At 69.9% G+C, this 18124-nt stretch carries 18 protein-coding genes; 8 read left to right on the forward strand and 10 right to left on the reverse strand.

All coding sequences use genetic code 11. From position 1 onward, the window contains the following. The first annotated feature begins 102 nt into the window (after positions 1–102). From ACGFNP_RS14200 to ACGFNP_RS14220, 5 genes are read left to right on the forward strand one after another with little or no spacing between them, the layout of a single operon-like run. A complete protein-coding gene (locus tag ACGFNP_RS14200) occupies positions 103–1914 on the forward strand; it encodes an ABC transporter substrate-binding protein (protein ID WP_358337465.1) in 1812 nt (603 codons plus the stop codon). Continuing rightward, positions 1911–2963: an ABC transporter permease gene (locus ACGFNP_RS14205; RefSeq protein WP_393318384.1), complete on the forward strand. Its 1053-nt coding sequence runs from the start codon at positions 1911–1913 to the stop codon at positions 2961–2963. The genes ACGFNP_RS14200 and ACGFNP_RS14205 overlap by 4 nt, the downstream gene beginning before the upstream one ends. Beyond that, positions 2960–3844 carry an ABC transporter permease gene (locus ACGFNP_RS14210; protein WP_393318387.1) on the forward strand — a complete coding sequence of 295 codons (885 nt, stop codon included), beginning with the start codon at positions 2960–2962 and terminating at the stop codon, positions 3842–3844. Before ACGFNP_RS14205 ends, ACGFNP_RS14210 begins: the two co-directional genes overlap by 4 nt. Beyond that, positions 3841–4815, forward strand: coding sequence for an ABC transporter ATP-binding protein (locus tag ACGFNP_RS14215; protein WP_358337456.1), 975 nt, complete (start codon positions 3841–3843; stop codon positions 4813–4815). Before ACGFNP_RS14210 ends, ACGFNP_RS14215 begins: the two co-directional genes overlap by 4 nt. Then, positions 4812–5816 carry an ABC transporter ATP-binding protein gene (locus ACGFNP_RS14220; protein WP_393318391.1) on the forward strand — a complete coding sequence of 335 codons (1005 nt, stop codon included), beginning with the start codon at positions 4812–4814 and terminating at the stop codon, positions 5814–5816. The genes ACGFNP_RS14215 and ACGFNP_RS14220 overlap by 4 nt, the downstream gene beginning before the upstream one ends. Before the next feature lie 12 nt (positions 5817–5828). On the opposite strand, the gene ACGFNP_RS14225 is transcribed toward ACGFNP_RS14220, so the two are convergent. Beyond that, positions 5829–6653 carry an NAD(P)H-binding protein gene (locus tag ACGFNP_RS14225; RefSeq protein ID WP_393318394.1) on the reverse strand — a complete coding sequence of 275 codons (825 nt, stop codon included), beginning with the start codon at positions 6651–6653 and terminating at the stop codon, positions 5829–5831. A 59-nt stretch (positions 6654–6712) separates the two neighbouring features. Continuing rightward, positions 6713–7888, reverse strand: coding sequence for an FAD-dependent monooxygenase (locus ACGFNP_RS14230; RefSeq protein ID WP_393318397.1), 1176 nt, complete (start codon positions 7886–7888; stop codon positions 6713–6715). Positions 7889–7949: 61 nt separating this feature from the next. On the opposite strand from ACGFNP_RS14230, the gene ACGFNP_RS14235 reads away from it, so the two are divergent. Then, on the forward strand, positions 7950–8522 hold the full coding sequence (locus ACGFNP_RS14235) for a TetR/AcrR family transcriptional regulator (protein WP_393318400.1): 573 nt from the start codon (positions 7950–7952) through the stop codon (positions 8520–8522). Between the two features lie 6 nt (positions 8523–8528). Here ACGFNP_RS14235 and ACGFNP_RS14240 read toward each other — a convergent pair whose 3' ends face one another. Together ACGFNP_RS14240 and ACGFNP_RS14245 are read right to left on the reverse strand one after the other, a co-directional pair. After that, positions 8529–9167, reverse strand: coding sequence for a maleylpyruvate isomerase N-terminal domain-containing protein (locus ACGFNP_RS14240; protein ID WP_358337438.1), 639 nt, complete (start codon positions 9165–9167; stop codon positions 8529–8531). An 84-nt stretch (positions 9168–9251) separates the two neighbouring features. Then, the gene (locus ACGFNP_RS14245) at positions 9252–9980 is read right to left on the reverse strand and encodes a nucleotidyltransferase domain-containing protein (protein ID WP_393318403.1); all 729 of its coding nucleotides are present in this window, start codon (positions 9978–9980) and stop codon (positions 9252–9254) included. A 10-nt stretch (positions 9981–9990) separates the two neighbouring features. Here ACGFNP_RS14245 and ACGFNP_RS14250 point away from each other — a divergent pair, with 10 nt between their 5' ends. Further along, positions 9991–10749, forward strand: a complete 759-nt coding sequence (locus tag ACGFNP_RS14250) for an SDR family oxidoreductase (protein ID WP_393318406.1) — start codon at positions 9991–9993, stop codon at positions 10747–10749. Here the strand turns inward: ACGFNP_RS14250 and ACGFNP_RS14255 are convergent. The 4 genes from ACGFNP_RS14255 to ACGFNP_RS14270 all read right to left on the reverse strand — a co-directional run bounded on the left by ACGFNP_RS14255 (position 10746) and on the right by ACGFNP_RS14270 (position 13678). Next, complete coding sequence (locus ACGFNP_RS14255) at positions 10746–11519, reverse strand: SDR family NAD(P)-dependent oxidoreductase (RefSeq protein ID WP_393318409.1); 774 nt, start codon at positions 11517–11519, stop codon at positions 10746–10748. The two genes, ACGFNP_RS14250 and ACGFNP_RS14255, sit on opposite strands and share 4 nt — an antisense overlap. Positions 11520–11609: 90 nt before the next feature. After that, a complete protein-coding gene (locus tag ACGFNP_RS14260) occupies positions 11610–12548 on the reverse strand; it encodes a ribose-phosphate pyrophosphokinase (RefSeq protein WP_358337427.1) in 939 nt (312 codons plus the stop codon). 18 nt (positions 12549–12566) lie between these two features. After that, entirely contained in the window at positions 12567–13040 is a 474-nt protein-coding gene (locus ACGFNP_RS14265; RefSeq protein WP_393318413.1) for a GNAT family N-acetyltransferase, read from the reverse strand. Beyond that, positions 13037–13678: an HAD family phosphatase gene (locus ACGFNP_RS14270; RefSeq protein ID WP_358337421.1), complete on the reverse strand. Its 642-nt coding sequence runs from the start codon at positions 13676–13678 to the stop codon at positions 13037–13039. Before ACGFNP_RS14270 ends, ACGFNP_RS14265 begins: the two co-directional genes overlap by 4 nt. An 86-nt stretch (positions 13679–13764) precedes the next feature. Here ACGFNP_RS14270 and ACGFNP_RS14275 point away from each other — a divergent pair, with 86 nt between their 5' ends. Beyond that, positions 13765–15534 carry an alkyl/aryl-sulfatase gene (locus tag ACGFNP_RS14275; RefSeq protein ID WP_393318417.1) on the forward strand — a complete coding sequence of 590 codons (1770 nt, stop codon included), beginning with the start codon at positions 13765–13767 and terminating at the stop codon, positions 15532–15534. On the opposite strand, the gene ACGFNP_RS14280 is transcribed toward ACGFNP_RS14275, so the two are convergent. Together ACGFNP_RS14280 and ACGFNP_RS14285 are read right to left on the reverse strand one after the other, a co-directional pair. Next, entirely contained in the window at positions 15531–16937 is a 1407-nt protein-coding gene (locus tag ACGFNP_RS14280; RefSeq protein WP_393318420.1) for a purine-cytosine permease family protein, read from the reverse strand. The two genes, ACGFNP_RS14275 and ACGFNP_RS14280, sit on opposite strands and share 4 nt — an antisense overlap. A 50-nt stretch (positions 16938–16987) precedes the next feature. Beyond that, complete coding sequence (locus ACGFNP_RS14285) at positions 16988–17977, reverse strand: NAD-dependent epimerase/dehydratase family protein (RefSeq protein ID WP_393318423.1); 990 nt, start codon at positions 17975–17977, stop codon at positions 16988–16990. Positions 17978–18124: the final 147 nt, after the last annotated feature.

An 18124-nucleotide genomic window follows, 5' to 3' on the forward strand; every position in this document is an offset into this window, starting at 1 on the left:
AGGAAACGAAGGTGAAACAATTTTCCGTCACTCGTTGACACGCGGTGTTCGTATGGTGTGCCTTTCTCTACACAGGAAACCCCCGCCTGAAGGTGAGGCACAATGAGGAAATGGTTCGCACGCCTGGCTCTGCTGGGCGTAGCGGTATTAGTTGCAGGTCAGGGCCAGGCGGCCCAAGCCGCGGAACCGGCAGCGGGGAAGAAGATCGTTCGCATCGGTGCCACGCAGTCGATGGACTCGATGAACCCCTTCCTGGCGGTCAGGCTGGTCTCGTCGGCGATCCAGCGTGAGATGTACAGCTTCCTGACCGTGCCCGACCCCAAGACGCTGAAGCCCAGCCCGGACCTGGCCGAGTCGTGGACGACTTCGCCCGACGGGCTCACGTGGATCTTCAAGATCCGCAGCGCCAAGTGGTCCGACGGCCAGCCGATCACCGCCGAGGACGCGGCCTGGACGTTCAACAAGGTCATGACCGACGACGCCGCGAAGACCGCCAACGGTCCGGCCGTCGAGAACTTCGAGAGCGTCACCGCCAATGGCCAGGAGCTGGTCATCAAGACCAAGGCGCCGCAGGCGTCCATGCTGGAGAACCCGATCCCGATCATGCCCAAGCATGTCTGGGAGAAGGTCACCGACATCGCCAAGTACGAGGCCGATGTCTACCCGGCCGTGGGCAGCGGGCCGTACATCGCGGTCGAGCAGAAGAAGGACCAGTACGTCAAGCTCAAGGCCAACCCCGACTACTGGCTGGGCAAGCCCAAGATCGACGAGCTGCAGTTCATCTTCTATGACAACCCGCAGGCCGCCATCGCGGGCCTGAAGAAGGGTGACATCGACCTGATCGGCCGCATGACGCCGCCGGACTTCGAGTCGATCAAGGGCGACCCCAACATCGAGCAGTGGAACACGCAGGGCCGCCGCGCCGCGTACCTGGAGGTCAACCCAGGCGCCACCACCACGGACAACAAGCCCGTCGGCGACGGTCACCCCGCGCTGAAGGACCCGAAGGTGCGCACCGCGCTGCACTACGCGATCGACAAGCAGAAGCTGGCCGACGAGGTGCAGAGCGGCCTGGCCAAGCCCGCCGACGGCTCGATCATCCCGCCGCTGTACAAGGAGTTCTTCTGGGAGGCCACCGGCGACCAGAAGGTCACCTACGACGTCGCCAAGGCCAACAAGATCCTCGATGACGCCGGCTACAAGAAGGGCGCCGACGGCGTCCGTACGATGCCCGACGGCAAGAAGAAGCTGGAGTTCCGCTTCAGCATCCACACCGACACCCCGATCGAGGACAAGCTCGCCGAATACCTGACGGGCTTCTTCAAGGAGATCGGCGTCACGCTGACCACGGTGAAGCTCGACTCCAGCAAGTTCAGCGAGCAGACGGGCGTCACGGGGCTGTACGACATCGCGATCAGCGGCTGGTCGGTCAACCCCGACCCCGAAGAGGTCCTGGCCACGCACCTGTGCAGCCGCAGGCCCACCGCGGCGGGCGAGGGTGGCGGCACCGAGTCGTTCTACTGCGACCCGACCTTCGAGAAGCTCTACCAGGAGCAGCTCAAGGAGCTCGACCGGGCCAAGCGCGTGGAGATCATCAAGAAGATGCAGGAGCGCCTCTACACCGACGCTCCGGTGATCGCCATCTACTACCCGAACGACCTTGAGGGCTACCGCAAGGACCGGATCACCAGCGTCACCCCGGTCCCCGAGGACAAGGGCCTGATCTACGGCGGCAGCAGCGGCTATCCGTTCTACGCCATGGACGTCAAGGCCACCGCCACGGCGGGGTCCGCGGCCGCCGGCGGCTCCAACACCGGCCTCATCGCCGGCGTGGTCGGCGGTGTCGTGGTCATCGGCCTCGCCGCGTTCTTCCTGACCCGGCGGCGTAAGAGCGTCGCCGACGAGCGCGAATGACCACTCCGCTCGAAGCGGCAGAGCCCGCCGTCCAGGCGGCGGGCTCTGGTGACGACCGCCCCGCCTACCGCGGCACGCTGAAGTACGCGCTGTCGAAGGTCGGCGGGGCGTTGTTCAGCATCGCCATGGTGATCGTCGGCACGTTCTTCGTGTTCCGGCTGCTGCCCGGCGACCCCGTGCGCAACCTCGCGCAGGGCCGCAACATGACCCCGACGCAGCTCGCCCTGGAACGGCACCGGCTCGGCCTGGACAAGTCGATGATCGACCAGTTCTTCGACTTCGTCGGCAAGACGCTCCACTTCGACCTGGGCACCTCCTACGAGTACAAGCGGCCGGTCCTCGACCTCATCGGTGAACGATTCCCCGCGACGCTGCTGCTCGCGGGCGGCGGCCTGGTCATCGCGGTCAGCCTCGGGATCTGGCAGGGCCAGCGGGCCGGATGGCGGCGCGGCAGCCGCTTCGACCAGATATCCACGGGCGTCTCGCTGGTGCTGTGGTCCATGCCGACGTTCTGGTTGGGGCTGCTGTTGCTCATGGTGTTCGGTGTCGGGATCGGGCCGATCCCCGGCCTCTTCCCGACCCGGGGCATCGAGAGCGTGGACGCGCCCGACGGCTTCGCCTACGTGCTCGACGTGGGCATGCACATGGTGCTGCCGTGCCTGACCCTCGTGGCCGTGGTCTACGCGCAATACCTGTTGGTCATGCGGTCGTCGCTGCTGGAGGAGGTGGGCCAGGACTACGTGAACGTGGCCCGCGCCAAGGGCCTGCGCGACGAGGAGGTACGGCGGCGCCACGCGGTCCCCAACGCGCTGCTGCCCACGGTGACCCTGGTCTTCATGCGCATCGGCTTCGTGGTCGGCGGCGCGGTCACCGTCGAGACCATCTACAGCTGGCCCGGACTCGGGCAGCTGTTCTACGAGGCGATCAGGGTGCCTGACTTCACACTCATGCAAGGCACGTTCATGCTGATCACCGTGTCGGTGATCCTCATGAACACGCTGGCCGACGTGGTGTACCACATCATCGACCCGAGGGTGAGGTCGGCATGACCTCCGTCGCCGCGTCCCGCAGGCGGCTGGCACTCGGCCGCTTCTGGGGGAGCTTCCGTCAGGAGCGGGCCGGGATGGCCGGGCTGGTGGTGCTGGTCATCGCGGTCCTTTTGGCCCTGGTCGCGCCGCTGTTCATCGATGACGGCGTGACCAGCGTGGTGAGCGGGACGGGCGAAGACTTCGCGGCGCCCAGCCTCGCGGAGCCGTTCGGCACCGACGAGTCCGGCCGGTCCATCCTGCTGATGGTCTGGTGGGGCTCCCGCACCTCGCTGCTCATCGGCTTCCTCGCCGCCCTGCTGAGCATCGTTATCGGCATGATCGTCGGCATCGCCGCCGGACACTTCCGCGGCTGGATCGGGGCCGTGCTCATGCGGGTCACCGACTGGTTCCTGGTGCTGCCCTCGCTGATCACGGCGCTGGTGCTGGCGGCCATCCTGGGTGGCAGCACGGCCACGATCATCGTGGCCATCGGCATCACCACCTGGCCGTCCACCGCCCGGCTGATCAGGTCGCAGACGCTGTCCGTGGAGGCCAGGCCGTACATCGAGCGGTCGAAGGCGCTCGGCGGCGGGCACTGGCACATCACCACGCGGCACGTGCTGCCGAACGTGGCGCCGCTGCTGCTCGCCAGCACCACGCTGGAGGTCGCCAGCGCGATCGTCACCGAGTCCACGCTGGCCTTCCTCGGTGTCAGCTCGAACAAGACCTCCTGGGGCACGATGCTGCGCGCGTCCTACGACTTCGGCGCTCCCAATGAAGGCGCGTGGTGGTACATCCTCATCCCCGGCCTGTGCATCCTCGCCGTCGTCATGGCGTTCACGCTGGTGGGACGCGCACTGGAAGCCGTGCTCAACCCGCGGCTCAGGAAGGCGGGCGCATGACCCTGCTCGAACTCGACGACCTCTCGGTGACGTACCGTATCGCCTCGGGCGAGGTGCCGGCCGTACGGGGAGTTTCTCTGAAGCTGGACTCGGGAGCGGCGCTCGGGGTAGCGGGCGAGTCGGGGTCCGGCAAGTCGACGCTGGCCATGGCGCTGCTGCGGCTGCTGCCGCGCGACGCCCGCGTCGGCGGCCGGATCCTGCTCGACGGCGAGGACATCCTCACCATGAAGTGGGGCCGGATGCGCGCGGTCCGCTGGGCCGAGGCGTCGATCGTCTTCCAGGGTGCCCAGCACGGTCTCAACCCGGTGCAGCGGATTGGCGACCAGATCGCCGAGCCGCTGCTGGTGCACAACCTGGCCAAGCCCGACCAGGCCGGCAAGCGGGTGGCCGAGCTGCTCGAACAGGTCGGCCTGCCCACCTGGCGGGCCCGCAGCTACCCGCACGAGCTCTCCGGCGGCCAGCGGCAGCGCGTGATGATCGCGATGGCGCTGGCCTGCTCGCCGCGGCTGATCATCGCCGACGAGCCGACGACCGCGCTCGACGTGATGGTCCAGGCCCAGGTGCTGACCTTGATCAAGGAACTGATCGCCGAGCAGAACATCTCGCTGGTCATGATCTCGCACGACCTCTCGGTGCTCGCCGACGTCTGCGACCAGCTCGCGGTCATGTACGCGGGCCGCGTCGTGGAGAACGGCCCGTCGCGCGAGGTGTTCCACGAGGCCAGGCACCCCTACACGGGGGCACTGGCGGCGGCCTTCCCCACGGTCGGCGATCCGGTGTCGCGGCTGGCGCCCAAGGGCCTCGGCGGCGATCCGCCGGATCCGATGGACCTGCCCACCGGCTGCACGTTCCATCCGCGCTGCCCGGTGGCGCTGGAGGAGTGCGCGACCCTCGATGTCGAGCTCTGGCCCGCGGGCGGCGGCCGTACCGCCGCCTGCGTGCACGTACGGGCGAAGGAGGAGGCCTCATGATCGAGACGGAGACGTCCTCGGACACCACTGACACGGCGCACCACACCCTGCTGGAGGCCCGTGACCTGCACGTGGAGTTCCCGTCGCGCGGGCGGCGGGCCCGTGCGGTCGACGGGGTGAACCTGTCGATCGGCGCGGGCGAGATCGTGGCGCTCGTCGGCGAGTCCGGCTGCGGCAAGACCACGCTGGCGCGCACGCTGATGGGCCTGGAACGTCCTACCTCGGGCTCGGTCGTGTACGACGGGAAGGCGCTGGACTACCACTCCAAGGCGCTCAAGGCGTACCGGAAGATCGTCCAGCTCGTCCTTCAGGACCCGATGGGCTCGCTGAACCCGCGGCACACCGTCTACGAGGCGGTCGCCGAGGGCCCGCGTATCCACAGCCTGTCCGGCGAGCGGGAGATCGTGGCCGAGGCGCTGTCCAGGGCCGGGCTGCGGCCGCCCGAGCGCTTCTTCCAGCGCTATCCGCACGAGCTGTCAGGTGGTCAGCGTCAGCGGGTGGTCATCGCCGGGGCGCTGGCCCTGAATCCCAAGGTGCTGGTCGCCGACGAGCCGGTGGCCTCGCTCGACGCCTCGGTGCGGGGCGAGATCCTCGCGCTGCTGCTCAAGCTCCGTGCGGATCTGGGCCTGTCGGCGCTGGTCGTCACCCACGACCTCGGGCTGGCCTGGAACATCGCCGACCGGGTCGCGGTCATGTACCTCGGCCGGATCGTCGAGTCGGGCCCGGTCGAGCAGGTGCTGACCGCTCCCCGGCACCCGTACACGCAGGCTCTGATGTCGGTGCTGCCGGAGTCGCCCGAGCGGATCGTGCTGACCGGTGAGCCACCGGACCCGACGCGGATCCCGGGTGGCTGCCGCTTCCACGCCCGCTGCCAGGTGCTCGCCTCCGGCAAGGCGGCCGAGGCGGGCGTGGACGGCAAGTGCCGGTCGGAGCTGCTCGACATCCTGCCCGCCACGACGGCGGCGCAGGCGGCCTGCTACTACGCGGAGCTCAGCGCTTGAGCTGCCGGGCGCTCAGCGCTTGAATGCCACGGCGTGCTCGGTGGCCCACTGGGCGAAGGAACGCGGTGCCCGGCCGGTGACCTGCTCGACGGTCGGGACCACCGTGTAGCCGACCTCGGGGGTGTCGCCGAGCGCGCCGATGAGGAACTCGATCGTCTCCGCCCCCATGCCGTCGGCGAGCCACTTGGCGCGGGCCTCGTCCTCGGAGAGCTCGACGAACCGGATCTCCTGGCCGACGGCCTCGCTGAGGATGCGTACCTTCTCCGTGGTGGTGATGGCCCGCGGCCCGGTCAGCGTGTACGTCTTACCCGCGTGCCCGTCGCTCGTCAGCACGGTGGCCGCCACGGCGGCGATGTCACGCTCGTGCACCACGGCGCTGAGCCGGCCGCCGAACGGCTCCCTGATGACACCTTCGGCCTTGATCGTCTGGGCCCACCACTGCAGCGTGTTGGACATGAACTCGACCGGCTCCAGCAGCGTCCACTCCAGCTCACTGGCGGCCAGGGCCTGCTCCAGCGGACCGTCGGCACGCCCGCCCAGGACGGTGACCTTACGCACGCCCGCCTTGGCGGCCAGCTCCACGAGCTGCTCGCCGGTCTTCAACGGCGCGTAGTCGTCGCCCGCGAAGTTGATGAGGTGAACAGCCTCGACGCCGTCGAAGGCGGCCGTGAGGCTGCCCGGCTCGGCCAGGTCTCCGGCGACGACCTCCACACCTTCGGGCAGGTCGGCCTTGGCCGGGTCGCGGGTCAGGGCCCGCACCTGGTGCCCGTTCCGGGCGAGCTCGTCGACGATGAGGCGGCCGACGGTTCCGGTGGCACCGGTGACGAGAATCGTCATGACAGGCTCCTATGCTTGGAACGGAACGTTCGGTTCTCACTATATCAGAACGGAATGCTTTATTCCACGTAGTTCTTCAGCGTGATGGCCGTCGCGGCGCGGGCCATGGGCCCGGCGATGCGGTCGATCATCCGGTCGCGGCCGGGCAGGTGGGGGAGCAGCTTGATCATCCTGGTCTGGAACCAGATGACCGCGCGCGACGGCAGCACCATGCCCTTGACGTTGGCCGGGCCCAACTTCTGGTTGGCGTCCACGAACCCGCGCATCTCCCGCTCGTAACCGTCGACACCGCCGCCGGCGGCCAGCTCGCCGGCCAGCACGTACGCCCCCACCAGGGCCAGGCTGGTGCCCTGGCCCGAGGCCGGTGAGGCGCAGTAGGCGGCGTCGCCCACCAGCACGACCCGGCCCTTCGACCAGCGGTCCATGTGGATCTGGCTGACGGAGTCGAAGTAGAAGTCCGTCGATCCGCGTACGGCTTCGAGCAGCTCGGGCACCTCCCACTCGACCCCGGCCATGGCCTGGGCCAGCAACTCCTTCTGCTGGGCGAGGTCGCGATGGTCATAGGCGAGCGGCTGTGACGACCACATGAACAGCGCCTTGGCGTTGGTGTCCTGCCGCGTGCTGTAGACGTTCGCGGTCCGGCCGGGGGCGGCGTGGACCGCCTCCTCGCGGTCGAGGCCCAGGCGGTTGGGGACCGTACAGATCGAGATGTAGTAGCCGAGGTCGCGGACGAAGGCCGACTCCTCGCCGAAGGCCAGCCGGCGGGTGTTGGAGTGCACCCCGTCGGCCCCGACGACCAGGTCGAACCGGCGCGGCGCCGACCGCTCGAAGGTCACCGTCCCGTCCTCGGAGATGCCGGTGATCGAGTCGTCGAAGATGTACTCGACGTCGTCGCGGGTCAGGTCGTACAGGAGCTCGTTGAGGTCGCCGCGCATGATCTCGGCGTCGGTGCCCTCGCGCCCGCCGAACAGGTCGGCGTCCATCTCCGCGATCCGCCGGCCCTTGGCGTCGTAGTGCGTGGCGATCCGCATGTCGGTGCTCCTGGCGCGGACCGCGTCGAGCAGGCCCATCCGCTCGATCACGTCGAGTGCCACGCCGCGGATGTCGACCTTGTAGCCGCCCTCGCGGAGTGCGGGCGCCCGCTCCACCACGGTGGGGGTGAAGCCGTGCCGCCGCAGCCAGTAAGCCGTCGCGGTGCCGGCGATGCTCGCGCCGGAGATCAGGATGTTCGTCATGCCCTGAAAGGTACACACGTCTCAGACGCTTGTCTAGAACGATTGTGTTAGACTTTGGAGTATGGGAAACCGGGAAGATCTGCTGGCCGGGGCAAAGCGTTGCCTGATCGAGAACGGCTACTCGCGCACGACGGCGCGCGACATCGCCACCGCCTCCGGCGTGAGCCTGGCGGGCATCGGCTATCACTTCAGATCGAAGGAAGCGCTGATGAACGAGGTGCTGTTCGAGGTGATGCGCGAGTGGGGCGATGACCTGGCGGCGACGCTGACCGCCGACATCAAGGCCGACGCGACGCCCCTCGAACGCTTCGAGGCGGCGTGGGACCGGGTGATCGAGTCATTCGACCGGCTGCGGCCGCTCTGGGTCACCCAGTTCGAGCTGCTGGGCCAGATCGATCACACACCGGACATCCGGCAGCAGCTCGTGGCCGGTATCAAAGAAGGGCGTGACGGGCTCGCGGAGTTGTTCGAGGGCATCGACCCGGCGGCCGAGCCGGAGCGGGCGCGGCTGGTCGGCACGTTCTACCAGGCCATGCTGACGGGGTTCCTGTCGCAGTGGCTGGTCGACCCGGACAGCGCGCTGTCGGGCCGCGAGTTGGTCGCGGCCCTGCGCATGGTCCAGAACTCGGGGTGACTCGGGTCAGAAGGCGCTGATCGTGGCGGGCGCCCGCTCGGCCCGGCTCAGCGTGCGGATCACCGCCGTCGCGCCATGACGGTGTACGGCCAGCCGCGCCAGCAGCTCGACGACCGGATCGATGACCGAGGCCGGCAGCTTGGGAGTCTCCACGCCCACGCTGGCGGCCAGGTCGTCGGAGTGCACGACCAGCTCGACCAGCCGGGTGAGCAGGAAGTCGTCGAACCGCAGCGACCAGCCCGACCACGGCAGGTGCACCACCTTGTCGCGGGGCTGCGCCGGCAGCTCGGCCCGCTGCCGCTCGAACAGCTCTCCGGCCTTGGCGGCCAGCGCCGCCGGGCCGTCGGCGGCGGCCGCCTCACCGGCCCGCCTGATGCCCACGTTGCTCTCATGGTCGAGGCCCGCCTGCACCCACGGGGACCTGGAGAAATGCTCGATCAGCGGGACCGGCTCACCGGGCACTCCGCCGTCGTCGAGCAGGCTGTCGATGCGGACGAGCTGGTGGGCCAGGTGCGCGGCCAGCCCCGCGACGCTGAACTCGTTCAGCGCGCTCGGCTTGCTCCACGCGGCGGCCACGGCGGGCTCGCGCAGCAGCGCCACCGCGGACTCCGCGGCGACCAGATAGGACTCTCTGATCTCCCCCATGTGCCGCCCTTCCCCGGTTTCTGATGATGACCCGGCCCACACTATCCCCCGTGGGATCAGGGTGAGCGGGCGCCTCTGAGGCTGTCAGGCCAGGGTGCGCTTGATCGCCGCCCTGATGAAGACCCGGGCCAGCGTCCCCCGCCTGTATCGGTTCAGGAACGGCCGCGGCAGGTCGTACCTGCGGGCTCGGATGTCCTCCACCACGTTCATCGGCGCGCCCATCTCGGCCAGCACGTCCAGGGCCTCCCGTTTGGTGATCAGCCGTCCGTCCCGCAACGTGACCGTGGCTCTGGCGACGGTGATCATCCCGAGATCCACCCAGACGTCCTGCAGCCAGCGCTTGCGCCCGCGCGTCCTGGCCAGCCAGAAGTCCCGGAGATCGGTCCGGATGAACTCGCTCAGCTCCTGGTCCGACACCGGCGGCAGCAGTCCCGCGGGCGGCTCGCCGTACAGCTCAAGAGCGCCCGCGTGCAGCTCACGGCGGGTCACCGGGGTGACCGGCCGCTCGTACAGCTCCTGGTGCGCCCAGGTCACATGCTCGGTCGCGAAGTCGTCCAGCCGGTGCCTGGGCATGTAGGAGCAGTGCAGGTGCTCGACGAGCGGCAGGTTGAGCCGCTCGTGCAGCTTGGTGAGCCGCTGCCGCTGCTCCTCGGTGACGTCCGTCTCGACCACCGCGATGAGATCGAGATCGCTCTTGCCCGGCTGGTAGTCGCCCGCCGCGAGCGACCCGTGCGCCCACAAGGAGACCAGGGGTACGGACGGCCTGAGGTCGTCGAGAAAACGGGTTAGCAGGAGGTCGGTGGGTCCGTGCATGATGGCCACTATGGTCGATACAAGATCCAACGGAAAAGTGGCCCTGGTCACCGGCGTGGGCCGCACCGTCGGCATCGGCGCGGGGATCGCCCGCCAGTTGGCGGCCTCGGGTTGGGACATCGCCTACACCTATTGGACGCCGTACGACGAGCGCATGACCTGGGGTGCCGAGCCCGAGGCGGCCGAGGCGATCGGCAAATCCCTCGCCGGGCGCGGCGCGGCGATCGAGGCGGACCTGGCGGACGTCGACACGCCCGCACGGATCTTCGACGAGGCCGAACGCCGGTTGGGCAACGTCACCGCCCTGGTGATGTGCCACTGCGAGTCGGTCGACTCCAGCCTGCTCGACACCACCATCGCGAGCTTCGACCGGCACTTCGCCGTCAACGCGCGCGCCACCTGGCTGCTGGTCCGCGAGTACGGGCGCCGTTTCGCGGGCACCAGCGGGACCGGCCGGATCATCGGCCTCACCAGCGACCACACCGTCGGCAACCTGCCCTACGGCGCGAGCAAGGCCGCCCTGGACCGCATCATCCTGGCCGCCGCCCGCGAGCTGGCCCACCTCGGCGTCAGCGCCAACGTCATCAACCCCGGCCCGGTGGACACCGGCTGGATGTCGGACGAGGTCCGGGAGAGCCTCACCCGCCAGACCCCGTCCAACCGCCTCGGCACGCCCCAGGACACCGCCCACCTCGTCGACTTCCTCTGTTCCCCGCAGGGCCAGTGGATCAACGGTCAGCTGCTGATGAGCAACGGCGGCTTCGCCTAGAGCGCATGGCCCCCCGCCACCTGGAGGACCTGACCGGTGATCCAGCGTGCCTGGTGCGAGGCGAGGAACACGACGGCGTCGGCGATGTCGGCCGGCTCGCCCACGCGGCCCAGCGGCACGATCTCGCCGGCCCGCGCGTACGTCTCGGCGTCCATCCAACCGGTCTGCACGGGGCCGGGGGCCACCGCGTTGACGCGGATTCCGGCGGCGCCGAGGTCGAGCGCGGCGGCCCGGGTGAGGGCCTCCAACGCCGCCTTGGACGTCCCGTACCCGATCTGGCCGGGGAAGGCGCGGGCGGCGTCCGTGGAGATGTTCACCACGCACGGCCGGCGGCCGTCCCGCCGCCGTGCCAGTTCGGAGACGAGCAGGGCGGGGGCGATCGCGTTGACCTCGTAATGGCGGCGCAGGCCATCGGCGGTGAGGGAGCCGAACGCGTCCGGGGCCTCGCAGTGCGCGGCGTTGTTCACCAGCACGTCGACCGGTCCCAGCCGCCGCTCGACCTCGTCGAGCAGGTGCCGGGCCGCGTCCGGCTCACGCAGGTCGGCGGGTACGGCCACCGCGTCCCCGAGCTCGGCGGCCAGCGCCTCGGCGACGTCCGCGGCGGGGGTGACGTGCTCCCAGGTGACGCCCGGAGGAGCGGATCTCTCGCTGAAGTAGTGCACCGCCACCCGCGCCCCCTCGGCCGAGAAGGCCCGCGCGATCGCCGCGCCTATTCCGCCGCTCGCGCCGGTGACGAGCACGGTCTGACCCGCGAGTTTCGTATCAACCATCCGAGGAGCATGCCGTGATCGATCCGCGATTGCGAGGACGGGTGGCTCTGGTGACCGGGGCATCGGCGCGCGTCAGGCTCTACTGATGCGTCACGGCGTCCCGAACAGCGCGCTCACCGACTCGCCGTCGTGGATCCGCCGCATCGCCTCGGCCAGCGCCGGGGCGATCGACAGGACCGTGAGCTTGTCCGTGGGCTTGGGCCCGGGCACGGTGTTGGTGCAGACGATCTCCTCGACCTCGGGCAGCGAGCTCAGTCGCTCGATCGAGCCGGCGGCGAACAGACCGTGCGTGCACGCGATGCGTACGGAGTTGACACCGCGCTCGCGCAGCCGGTCGAGCAGCTCGATGACGGTCGTGCCCCTGGCGATCTCGTCGTCCAGGACGATCACGTCCTTGCCCTCGACCTCGCCGATCACCGAGCTGATCACCACCCGGTCGTCGCTGAAGCGCTGCTTGGCGCCCATCGCCACGTCGGCACCGAGCAGCCGGGCGAAGTGGGAGGCCTCCTTGGCGTTGCCCAGGTCGGGGGAGACGACGACGGTGTTGGACAGGTCGTACTGGCGGAAATGGGCGGCCAGCTCGCGCAGCGCGTGCAGGTGGTCGACCGGCACGCTGAAGAAGCCGTGCACCTGCGGCGAGTGCAGCGTCATCGCCAGCACCCGCCCGGCGCCCGCCGCCACCATCAGGTCCGCCACCAGCCTGGCCCCCATGGAGATGCGTGGCGCGTCCTTCTTGTCACTTCGGGCGTAGGCGTAATGCGGCATCACGACGGTCGTCCTGGCGGCCGACGCTCCGCGGGCGGCGTCGAGCATGAGCAGCAGCTCGACCAGGTTCTCCTGTACCGGCGGCACCAGCGGCTGGATGATGAAGACGTCGCGTTCCCTGCAGTTGGCCTGGAGCTGGACCTCCAGCACGTCGTTGGCGAACCGGTTGACCTGGACCGGATGGAGCGGGGTGCCCAGGTGGGAGCAGATCTCCTCAGCCAGATCGGGGTGGGCGCTGCCGCTGAATACCGTGATGTCTCGCACGATTCCGAAAGGATAGCTTCACGGGCTCAGGTAGTGGTGCACCAGGGCAGGCTCACCGGCCGAGTTGCGCCATCGGGCCCGGGAAGTGGCGACGCGCAGCCAGCCGTACCTCTCGTAGGCGGCGATGGCCGCCGTGCCCTCGTCGGAGACCTCCAGTGTGAGCCGCCCGCCCTCGGCGGCGAAGGCGGTGTCGAGCAGACGGGCGGCGAGCCCGCCGCGCCGGGCGGAGGGCGTGACGAACAGGCGGGTCACGGACGCCCGGACGGGCGTGCCGAGCAGCTCGGCCACCCGCGGCTCGACCTCGGCGAGCCCGACATGGCCGACGACGGCCCTCTCCTCGTCCAGGGCGATCCAGGCGCGGAGCAGGTCGCCGGGGGTCAGCCAGCCGTGCGGATCGTCGGGCCAGTCCACGGGGTAGCGGTCGGTGGCCTGCACCTCGGCCAGGGCCTTCACGCACGCGTCGAGGTCGGCGGGAGTTCTGAGCCTGATCATCGGTCGATCGCCGCCACGGTGAGGGAGTCGAGGTCGGGCACGACCCGCCAGGCGAGGGCCAGCGCGTCGGGGGCGGGCGGATAGCGGGGATGGGGGACGGCGATCACCCGCATCCCGGCCGCGTGCGCCGAGCGCAGGCCGTTGCTCGAATCCTCCACCGCCACACACGCGCGCGGATCGACGCCGAGCTGGGCGGTCGCCTCCAGGTAGCCGTCGGGGGCGGGCTTGCCGCGCGGCACCTCCTCGGTGGAGACGGTGACGGCGAAGCGGTCACGGAACCCGGCCGCGTCCAGGACCACCTCGATCAGGGCGCGCGGCGAGGAGCTGGCCAGGCCCAGCGGGAGCTCGTCCGCCAGGCGCCGTACCGCCTCGGGCGCCCCCTTCATCAGCGGTACGCCGTGACGGTAGCGCTCGGCCATCTGGTCCACCACGCCGCGGGCGATCTCGTCGGGAGGCAGGGTCACGCCGAGTTCGTGCAGGTAGGCGGCCCACTCCTGGGTGCTCATGCCCATGAGCCTGGACTGGGTGTCCTCCTGCCAGGTGCCACCGTGATCGGCGACGAACGCCCGGCGTACCTCCTCCCAGACCGGCTCGGAGTCGACGAGCACCCCGTCGAGATCGAACACGCACGCTTCCACCGAACCTCCGTAGCTACTGCGGTCTTTGTCGGGATTGCCCATTATCGAGGATATGCGTTGACCGGTATCCGGGAATGGCCCCGGGCATGGCGGACCTACCACTCCACGATCGCGGTGACTTCGAGGCGGCGGCGGGCCGCGGCTTCATCGCGAAGTTCAGTCCGGCGGTGGTCAGCGCCGCCGACAGCAAGGTCATCTGGGACGGCGACTCCAATGCCTTCCTGGAGCAGGAGTGTCCCGGCAGCGCGCATCCCAGCCTGTGGCGGCAGGCGCGCCTGTCCGCCCGGCAGGGGCTGTACGAGGTGACGGACGGCGTGTACCAGGTACGCGGGTTCGATCTGTCGAACATGTCGATCGTCGAGGGCGACACCGGCGTCATCATCATCGATCCGCTCATCTCCACCGAGTGCGCGGCCGCGGCGCTACGCCTCTACCGAGCCCATCGCGGCGCGCGACCGGTGACCGGCGTGATCTACACGCATCCGCACGCCGACCACTTCGGCGGCGTACGCGGCGTCACGGGCGGCGGCGTGCCGGTCCTGGCGCCCGCGGGGTTCCTGCGGAGCGTGGCCCGCGACCACCTCCACGCCTGGTCCACCACCGCCCGCCGGTCCGTCTACCTGTACGGCCAGGCCCTCGAACGGTCACCGGACGGCCAGATCGGCACGGGCCTGGGCAAGCCGGGGACGATCTCCCTCATCACCCCCACGGTCCACGTCGAACGTACGGGCCAGGAGGAGACGGTCGACGGCGTACGCGTCATCTTCCAGCTCGCCGAGGCGCCACCGGAGCTGGCCCTGTACCTGCCCGGCCACCGGGCGTTGTGCCTGAGCGAGAACGCCACCCGCAACCAGCACAACCTCCTGCCCCTGCGGGACGCCAAGGACCTGGCCCGGCAGCTCGACGAGACCCTCACGCTGTTCGCGGGGGAGTTCGACGTCGCCTTCGCCTCGCACCACTGGCCCATCTGGGGCGGGCCGGAGATCGCCGGATACCTGTCGCAGCAGCGCGACCTGTACGCCTACCTGCACGACCAGACCCTGAGGCTGATGAACAAGGGCCTGACCGGGGCGGAGATCGCCGAGGCGATGCGGGTGCCACCCGGGCTTGAGCAGGTCTGGCACACGCACGGTTACCACGGCCCGGTCGGCCACAACGTCAAGGCCATCTATCAGCGCTATCTGGGCTGGTTCGATGGCAATCCCGCGCATCTGTGGGAGTACCCGCCGAGGGAGAGCGCGATCCGCTACGTGGAGTGTCTCGGCGGCGGGCAAGCCGTCGTCGCCCTCGCCAGGGCCTACCTCAAGGAGCAGGACCTGCGCTTCGCCGCGCAACTGCTCAACCACGCCGTCTTCGCCGATGAGGGCAACAAGGAGGCCCGTGACCTGCTCGCCGAGGTGTACACCCGGCTCGGGCACGCCGCCGAGAACGGCACCTGGCGCAACCTCTACCTGACGGGGGCGCTGGAGCTGAGCGACGGCGTCGTGCCGGCCACCACGGAGCGGGCCGCGCCCGGCCTGGTCGACGCGCTCGGGGTGGACCAGATCCTCGACTCGATCGCCATCCGCGTCGACGGGCCGCGGGCCTGGAACGAGAGCCTGTCCATCGACTGGCACCTGACCGATCTGGGCGAGCGGTATCGGACCACGCTGTCGAACGGAGCGCTCATCCAGCGGGCCGACCCGCCTGACGGGCCGGTCGACCTGACGTTGCGGCTGACCAAGGCACAACTGCTCGCCCTGCTGGCCGGCCGGGGGGTCGAACGGGTCGAGCGGGAGGGCGACATCGGGGTGCTGCGGCGGCTGGTGGCCGTACTCGACCACCCGATGCCCGACTTCGCCATCGTGACCGCCTAGCTCCTACGGCGGGGCGCCAGACTCGAGATCACGTAGTAGAGGATCCCGGCGAGCACCAGCGCGACCACCACGCCGATGTTGGCCGCCCCGAACGTGCCCGCCTTCAGCTGGTCGCTCATCAGGAAGCCCACCACACGGGCGATGTTCGGGTCCAGGGAGGTGATCAGCCCGATGCCCACGATCGACGCCAGGACCAGCGAGATCACCCCGGGCCAGTTCAGGGCGGGCGCGCCGGGGCGCAGCAGCCGCTCGTCGTAGGACCGGCCACCCGCGCGCCACCGCCACATGTCGACCAGGAAGACGGCCACCCAGGCGGCCATCACCACCCCGATGATCGCCAGGAACGCCTGGAAGGTCGCCAGGAAGCTGGACGAGACGAACAGCAGGTAGTAGCCGCCGAGCACCATCAGCGCGCCGTCGATGAGCACCGCGTAGTGCCGCTTGATCGGCACCCCCAGCGCCAGCATGGACAGCCCCGACGAGTAGATGTCCATGATCGCCCCGGCCAGGAACCCGCCGATGGCGGTCAGCAGGTACGGCAGCAGGAACCAGGTCGGCAGGGCGCTCGCCAGTGCCCCGACCGGATCCGCGCCCGCGGCCGCGGCCAGCTTGGGGTCGCCGCCGGCGAGCAGCACGCCGAAGACGAGCAGCACCATGGGCGGCACGGCCCCGCCCACCGCCGTCCACAGGGCCACCGACGACGGCTTGGAGCCGGCGGGCAGGTAGCGCGAGTAGTCGGCGCCGCAGTTGACCCAGCCCAGGCCGAGCAGCGTCATCGCGAAGATGACCGCGCCCACCCAGGCGCCGGGCCCGGCGGTCGTGTTCAGCGTGGTGCCGAGCCTCGGGGCCATCAGGATCATGTACACGACGGTCAGCACGACGAACGCGTACGTCAGGTACCGCTGCACCGCCATGATCAACGCGTGGCCGTACACCCCGACCACGATCACGACCAGCGCGGCGACCGCGAAGCAGACCGCCACGGCGGTCGTGCCGGGAATGCCGGGCGCCACCCGGTTCAGGATCGCCGCGCCGCCCTGCGCCGACAGCGTGACGAGGACGATCTCCCAGCCGACGTTCGAGATGTAGGACAGGACGGCCGGCAGCTTGTTGCCCTGGTAGCCGAAGGGGGCGCGGCCGAGTGTCATCGTCGGCACCCCCGACCGGGTGCCCGCGATCGCGACCAGCCCGACCAGCCCGAACGACAGCGCGTAGCCGAGCGCCCCGGTGATGATCGCCGGGAAGACCCCCAGGCCCAGCCCGACGATGTAGACGCCGAAGGCGACGCCGAAGAGGGAGAGGTTGGAGCCGGCCCACGGCCAGAACAGGTCCGAAGGCTTACCATGCCGCTCGGCGGCCGGAACGGCGTTGATGCCGTTCTGCTCAACGGTCATCGTGTCCATGATCGGACATTACACCCGGCGACCTCGCCTGCCCCAGAGCAGAAGCCGGATCAGTCGCCGAGGTCCAGCAGGGTGGCCTCCACCTTCGGGTCCAGGCCGACGGGCGGCCGGTCGGTACGCATGGGCGCCTGGCCGCCGATGCTCCGCAGCCAGTCCCACGTGTCGGCCACCGTCTCCGCCACCGGCCGGAACCGCAGCCCCGCCGCCACCGCCTTCTGCACGTCACCCTGGTGCATGGCCTCGTAGTCGTCGCCCTGCAGCCAGATCGGCAGGTCGGTCCACGGCTCCACCCCGGCCGCCAGGATCGTCTCCGGCTCCACCCACCGCAGCCCGGCCCCGGACCCGGTCACGCGGACGCAGGTCTCCAGCAACTCCTCCATGGTGACGAACCCCGACGGGCTCACCACGTTGTAAGCTCCGCCGAGCCCGTCGCCGGCCGCCTCAAGACACCACTGGGCCAGGTCGCGCACGTCCACGTACTGCAGGGGCAGCCCGGCGGGCCCCGGCGCGAGCACCGGCCCGCCCCGCGCGATCCTGCTCAGCCACCACGGCAACCGCCCGATGTTCTCGTAGGGCCCCAGAATCAGCCCGGCCCGAGCCAGCAGCGCCCGCTCCCCGAACGCCGCCACCGCGGCCAGCTCTCCACCGGCCTTGAACCGCGCGTAACCCACCTCGTCGCCGTCATCGGCCGATGCCTCCACCACCGGAGCGTCCTCCCCGGCACCGGCCGCGGTCGGATAGGTGTAGACGGACCGGCTGGACACGTAGACGTAGTGTCCCGCCCGCCCGGCCAGCAGCGCCGCCGCGTCGCGTACGGCGGACGGCGCCCACGACCAGGTGTCGACCACGACGTCCCACTCACCGGTGCCGAGCGCGGCCAGCCCGTCCGGCTCCGCCCGGTCGCCCCGCAGCGCCGTCACCCCGGGTGCCGGGGCATGCGTGCCCCGGTTGAACACGGTCACGTCCCAGCCGGAGGCGACCGCCTCGTCGACGAAGGCGCGCCCCACGAACTCTGTCCCGCCCAGCACCAGCAGTCTCATGCCCACACCCTGCCGCCCCCGGCGGCCGCCCGGTAGCCATGCACGCTGACAGCGGAATCGCCGAAAGCGAATCTTGTTACTCTCCGCTACTCTTTAGCGCCGCTAAAGTAGATATATCAGCAGGTAGGGCCCAATAGCGGTTTAAAC

Source organism: Nonomuraea sp. NPDC049269 (assembly GCF_043197155.1).
In the GTDB taxonomy this organism is placed as follows: Bacteria; Actinomycetota; Actinomycetes; order Streptosporangiales; family Streptosporangiaceae; genus Nonomuraea.

What these genes read in the sequence shown, in the direction of transcription:
- ACGFNP_RS14275 (WP_393318417.1), top strand. Translation starts at nt 13,765, where the DNA reads ATGGCGGACCTACCACTCCACGATCGCGGTGACTTCGAGGCGGCGGCG.
- ACGFNP_RS14265 (WP_393318413.1), bottom strand. Translation starts at nt 13,040, where the DNA reads ATGATCAGGCTCAGAACTCCCGCCGACCTCGACGCGTGCGTGAAGGCC.
- ACGFNP_RS14280 (WP_393318420.1), bottom strand. Translation starts at nt 16,937, where the DNA reads ATGGACACGATGACCGTTGAGCAGAACGGCATCAACGCCGTTCCGGCC.
- ACGFNP_RS14255 (WP_393318409.1), bottom strand. Translation starts at nt 11,519, where the DNA reads ATGGTTGATACGAAACTCGCGGGTCAGACCGTGCTCGTCACCGGCGCG.
- ACGFNP_RS14205 (WP_393318384.1), top strand. Translation starts at nt 1,911, where the DNA reads ATGACCACTCCGCTCGAAGCGGCAGAGCCCGCCGTCCAGGCGGCGGGC.
- ACGFNP_RS14215 (WP_358337456.1), top strand. Translation starts at nt 3,841, where the DNA reads ATGACCCTGCTCGAACTCGACGACCTCTCGGTGACGTACCGTATCGCC.
- ACGFNP_RS14210 (WP_393318387.1), top strand. Translation starts at nt 2,960, where the DNA reads ATGACCTCCGTCGCCGCGTCCCGCAGGCGGCTGGCACTCGGCCGCTTC.
- ACGFNP_RS14220 (WP_393318391.1), top strand. Translation starts at nt 4,812, where the DNA reads ATGATCGAGACGGAGACGTCCTCGGACACCACTGACACGGCGCACCAC.
- ACGFNP_RS14225 (WP_393318394.1), bottom strand. Translation starts at nt 6,653, where the DNA reads ATGACGATTCTCGTCACCGGTGCCACCGGAACCGTCGGCCGCCTCATC.
- ACGFNP_RS14200 (WP_358337465.1), top strand. Translation starts at nt 103, where the DNA reads ATGAGGAAATGGTTCGCACGCCTGGCTCTGCTGGGCGTAGCGGTATTA.
- ACGFNP_RS14245 (WP_393318403.1), bottom strand. Translation starts at nt 9,980, where the DNA reads ATGCACGGACCCACCGACCTCCTGCTAACCCGTTTTCTCGACGACCTC.
- ACGFNP_RS14285 (WP_393318423.1), bottom strand. Translation starts at nt 17,977, where the DNA reads ATGAGACTGCTGGTGCTGGGCGGGACAGAGTTCGTGGGGCGCGCCTTC.
- ACGFNP_RS14250 (WP_393318406.1), top strand. Translation starts at nt 9,991, where the DNA reads ATGGTCGATACAAGATCCAACGGAAAAGTGGCCCTGGTCACCGGCGTG.
- ACGFNP_RS14235 (WP_393318400.1), top strand. Translation starts at nt 7,950, where the DNA reads ATGGGAAACCGGGAAGATCTGCTGGCCGGGGCAAAGCGTTGCCTGATC.
- ACGFNP_RS14230 (WP_393318397.1), bottom strand. Translation starts at nt 7,888, where the DNA reads ATGACGAACATCCTGATCTCCGGCGCGAGCATCGCCGGCACCGCGACG.
- ACGFNP_RS14240 (WP_358337438.1), bottom strand. Translation starts at nt 9,167, where the DNA reads ATGGGGGAGATCAGAGAGTCCTATCTGGTCGCCGCGGAGTCCGCGGTG.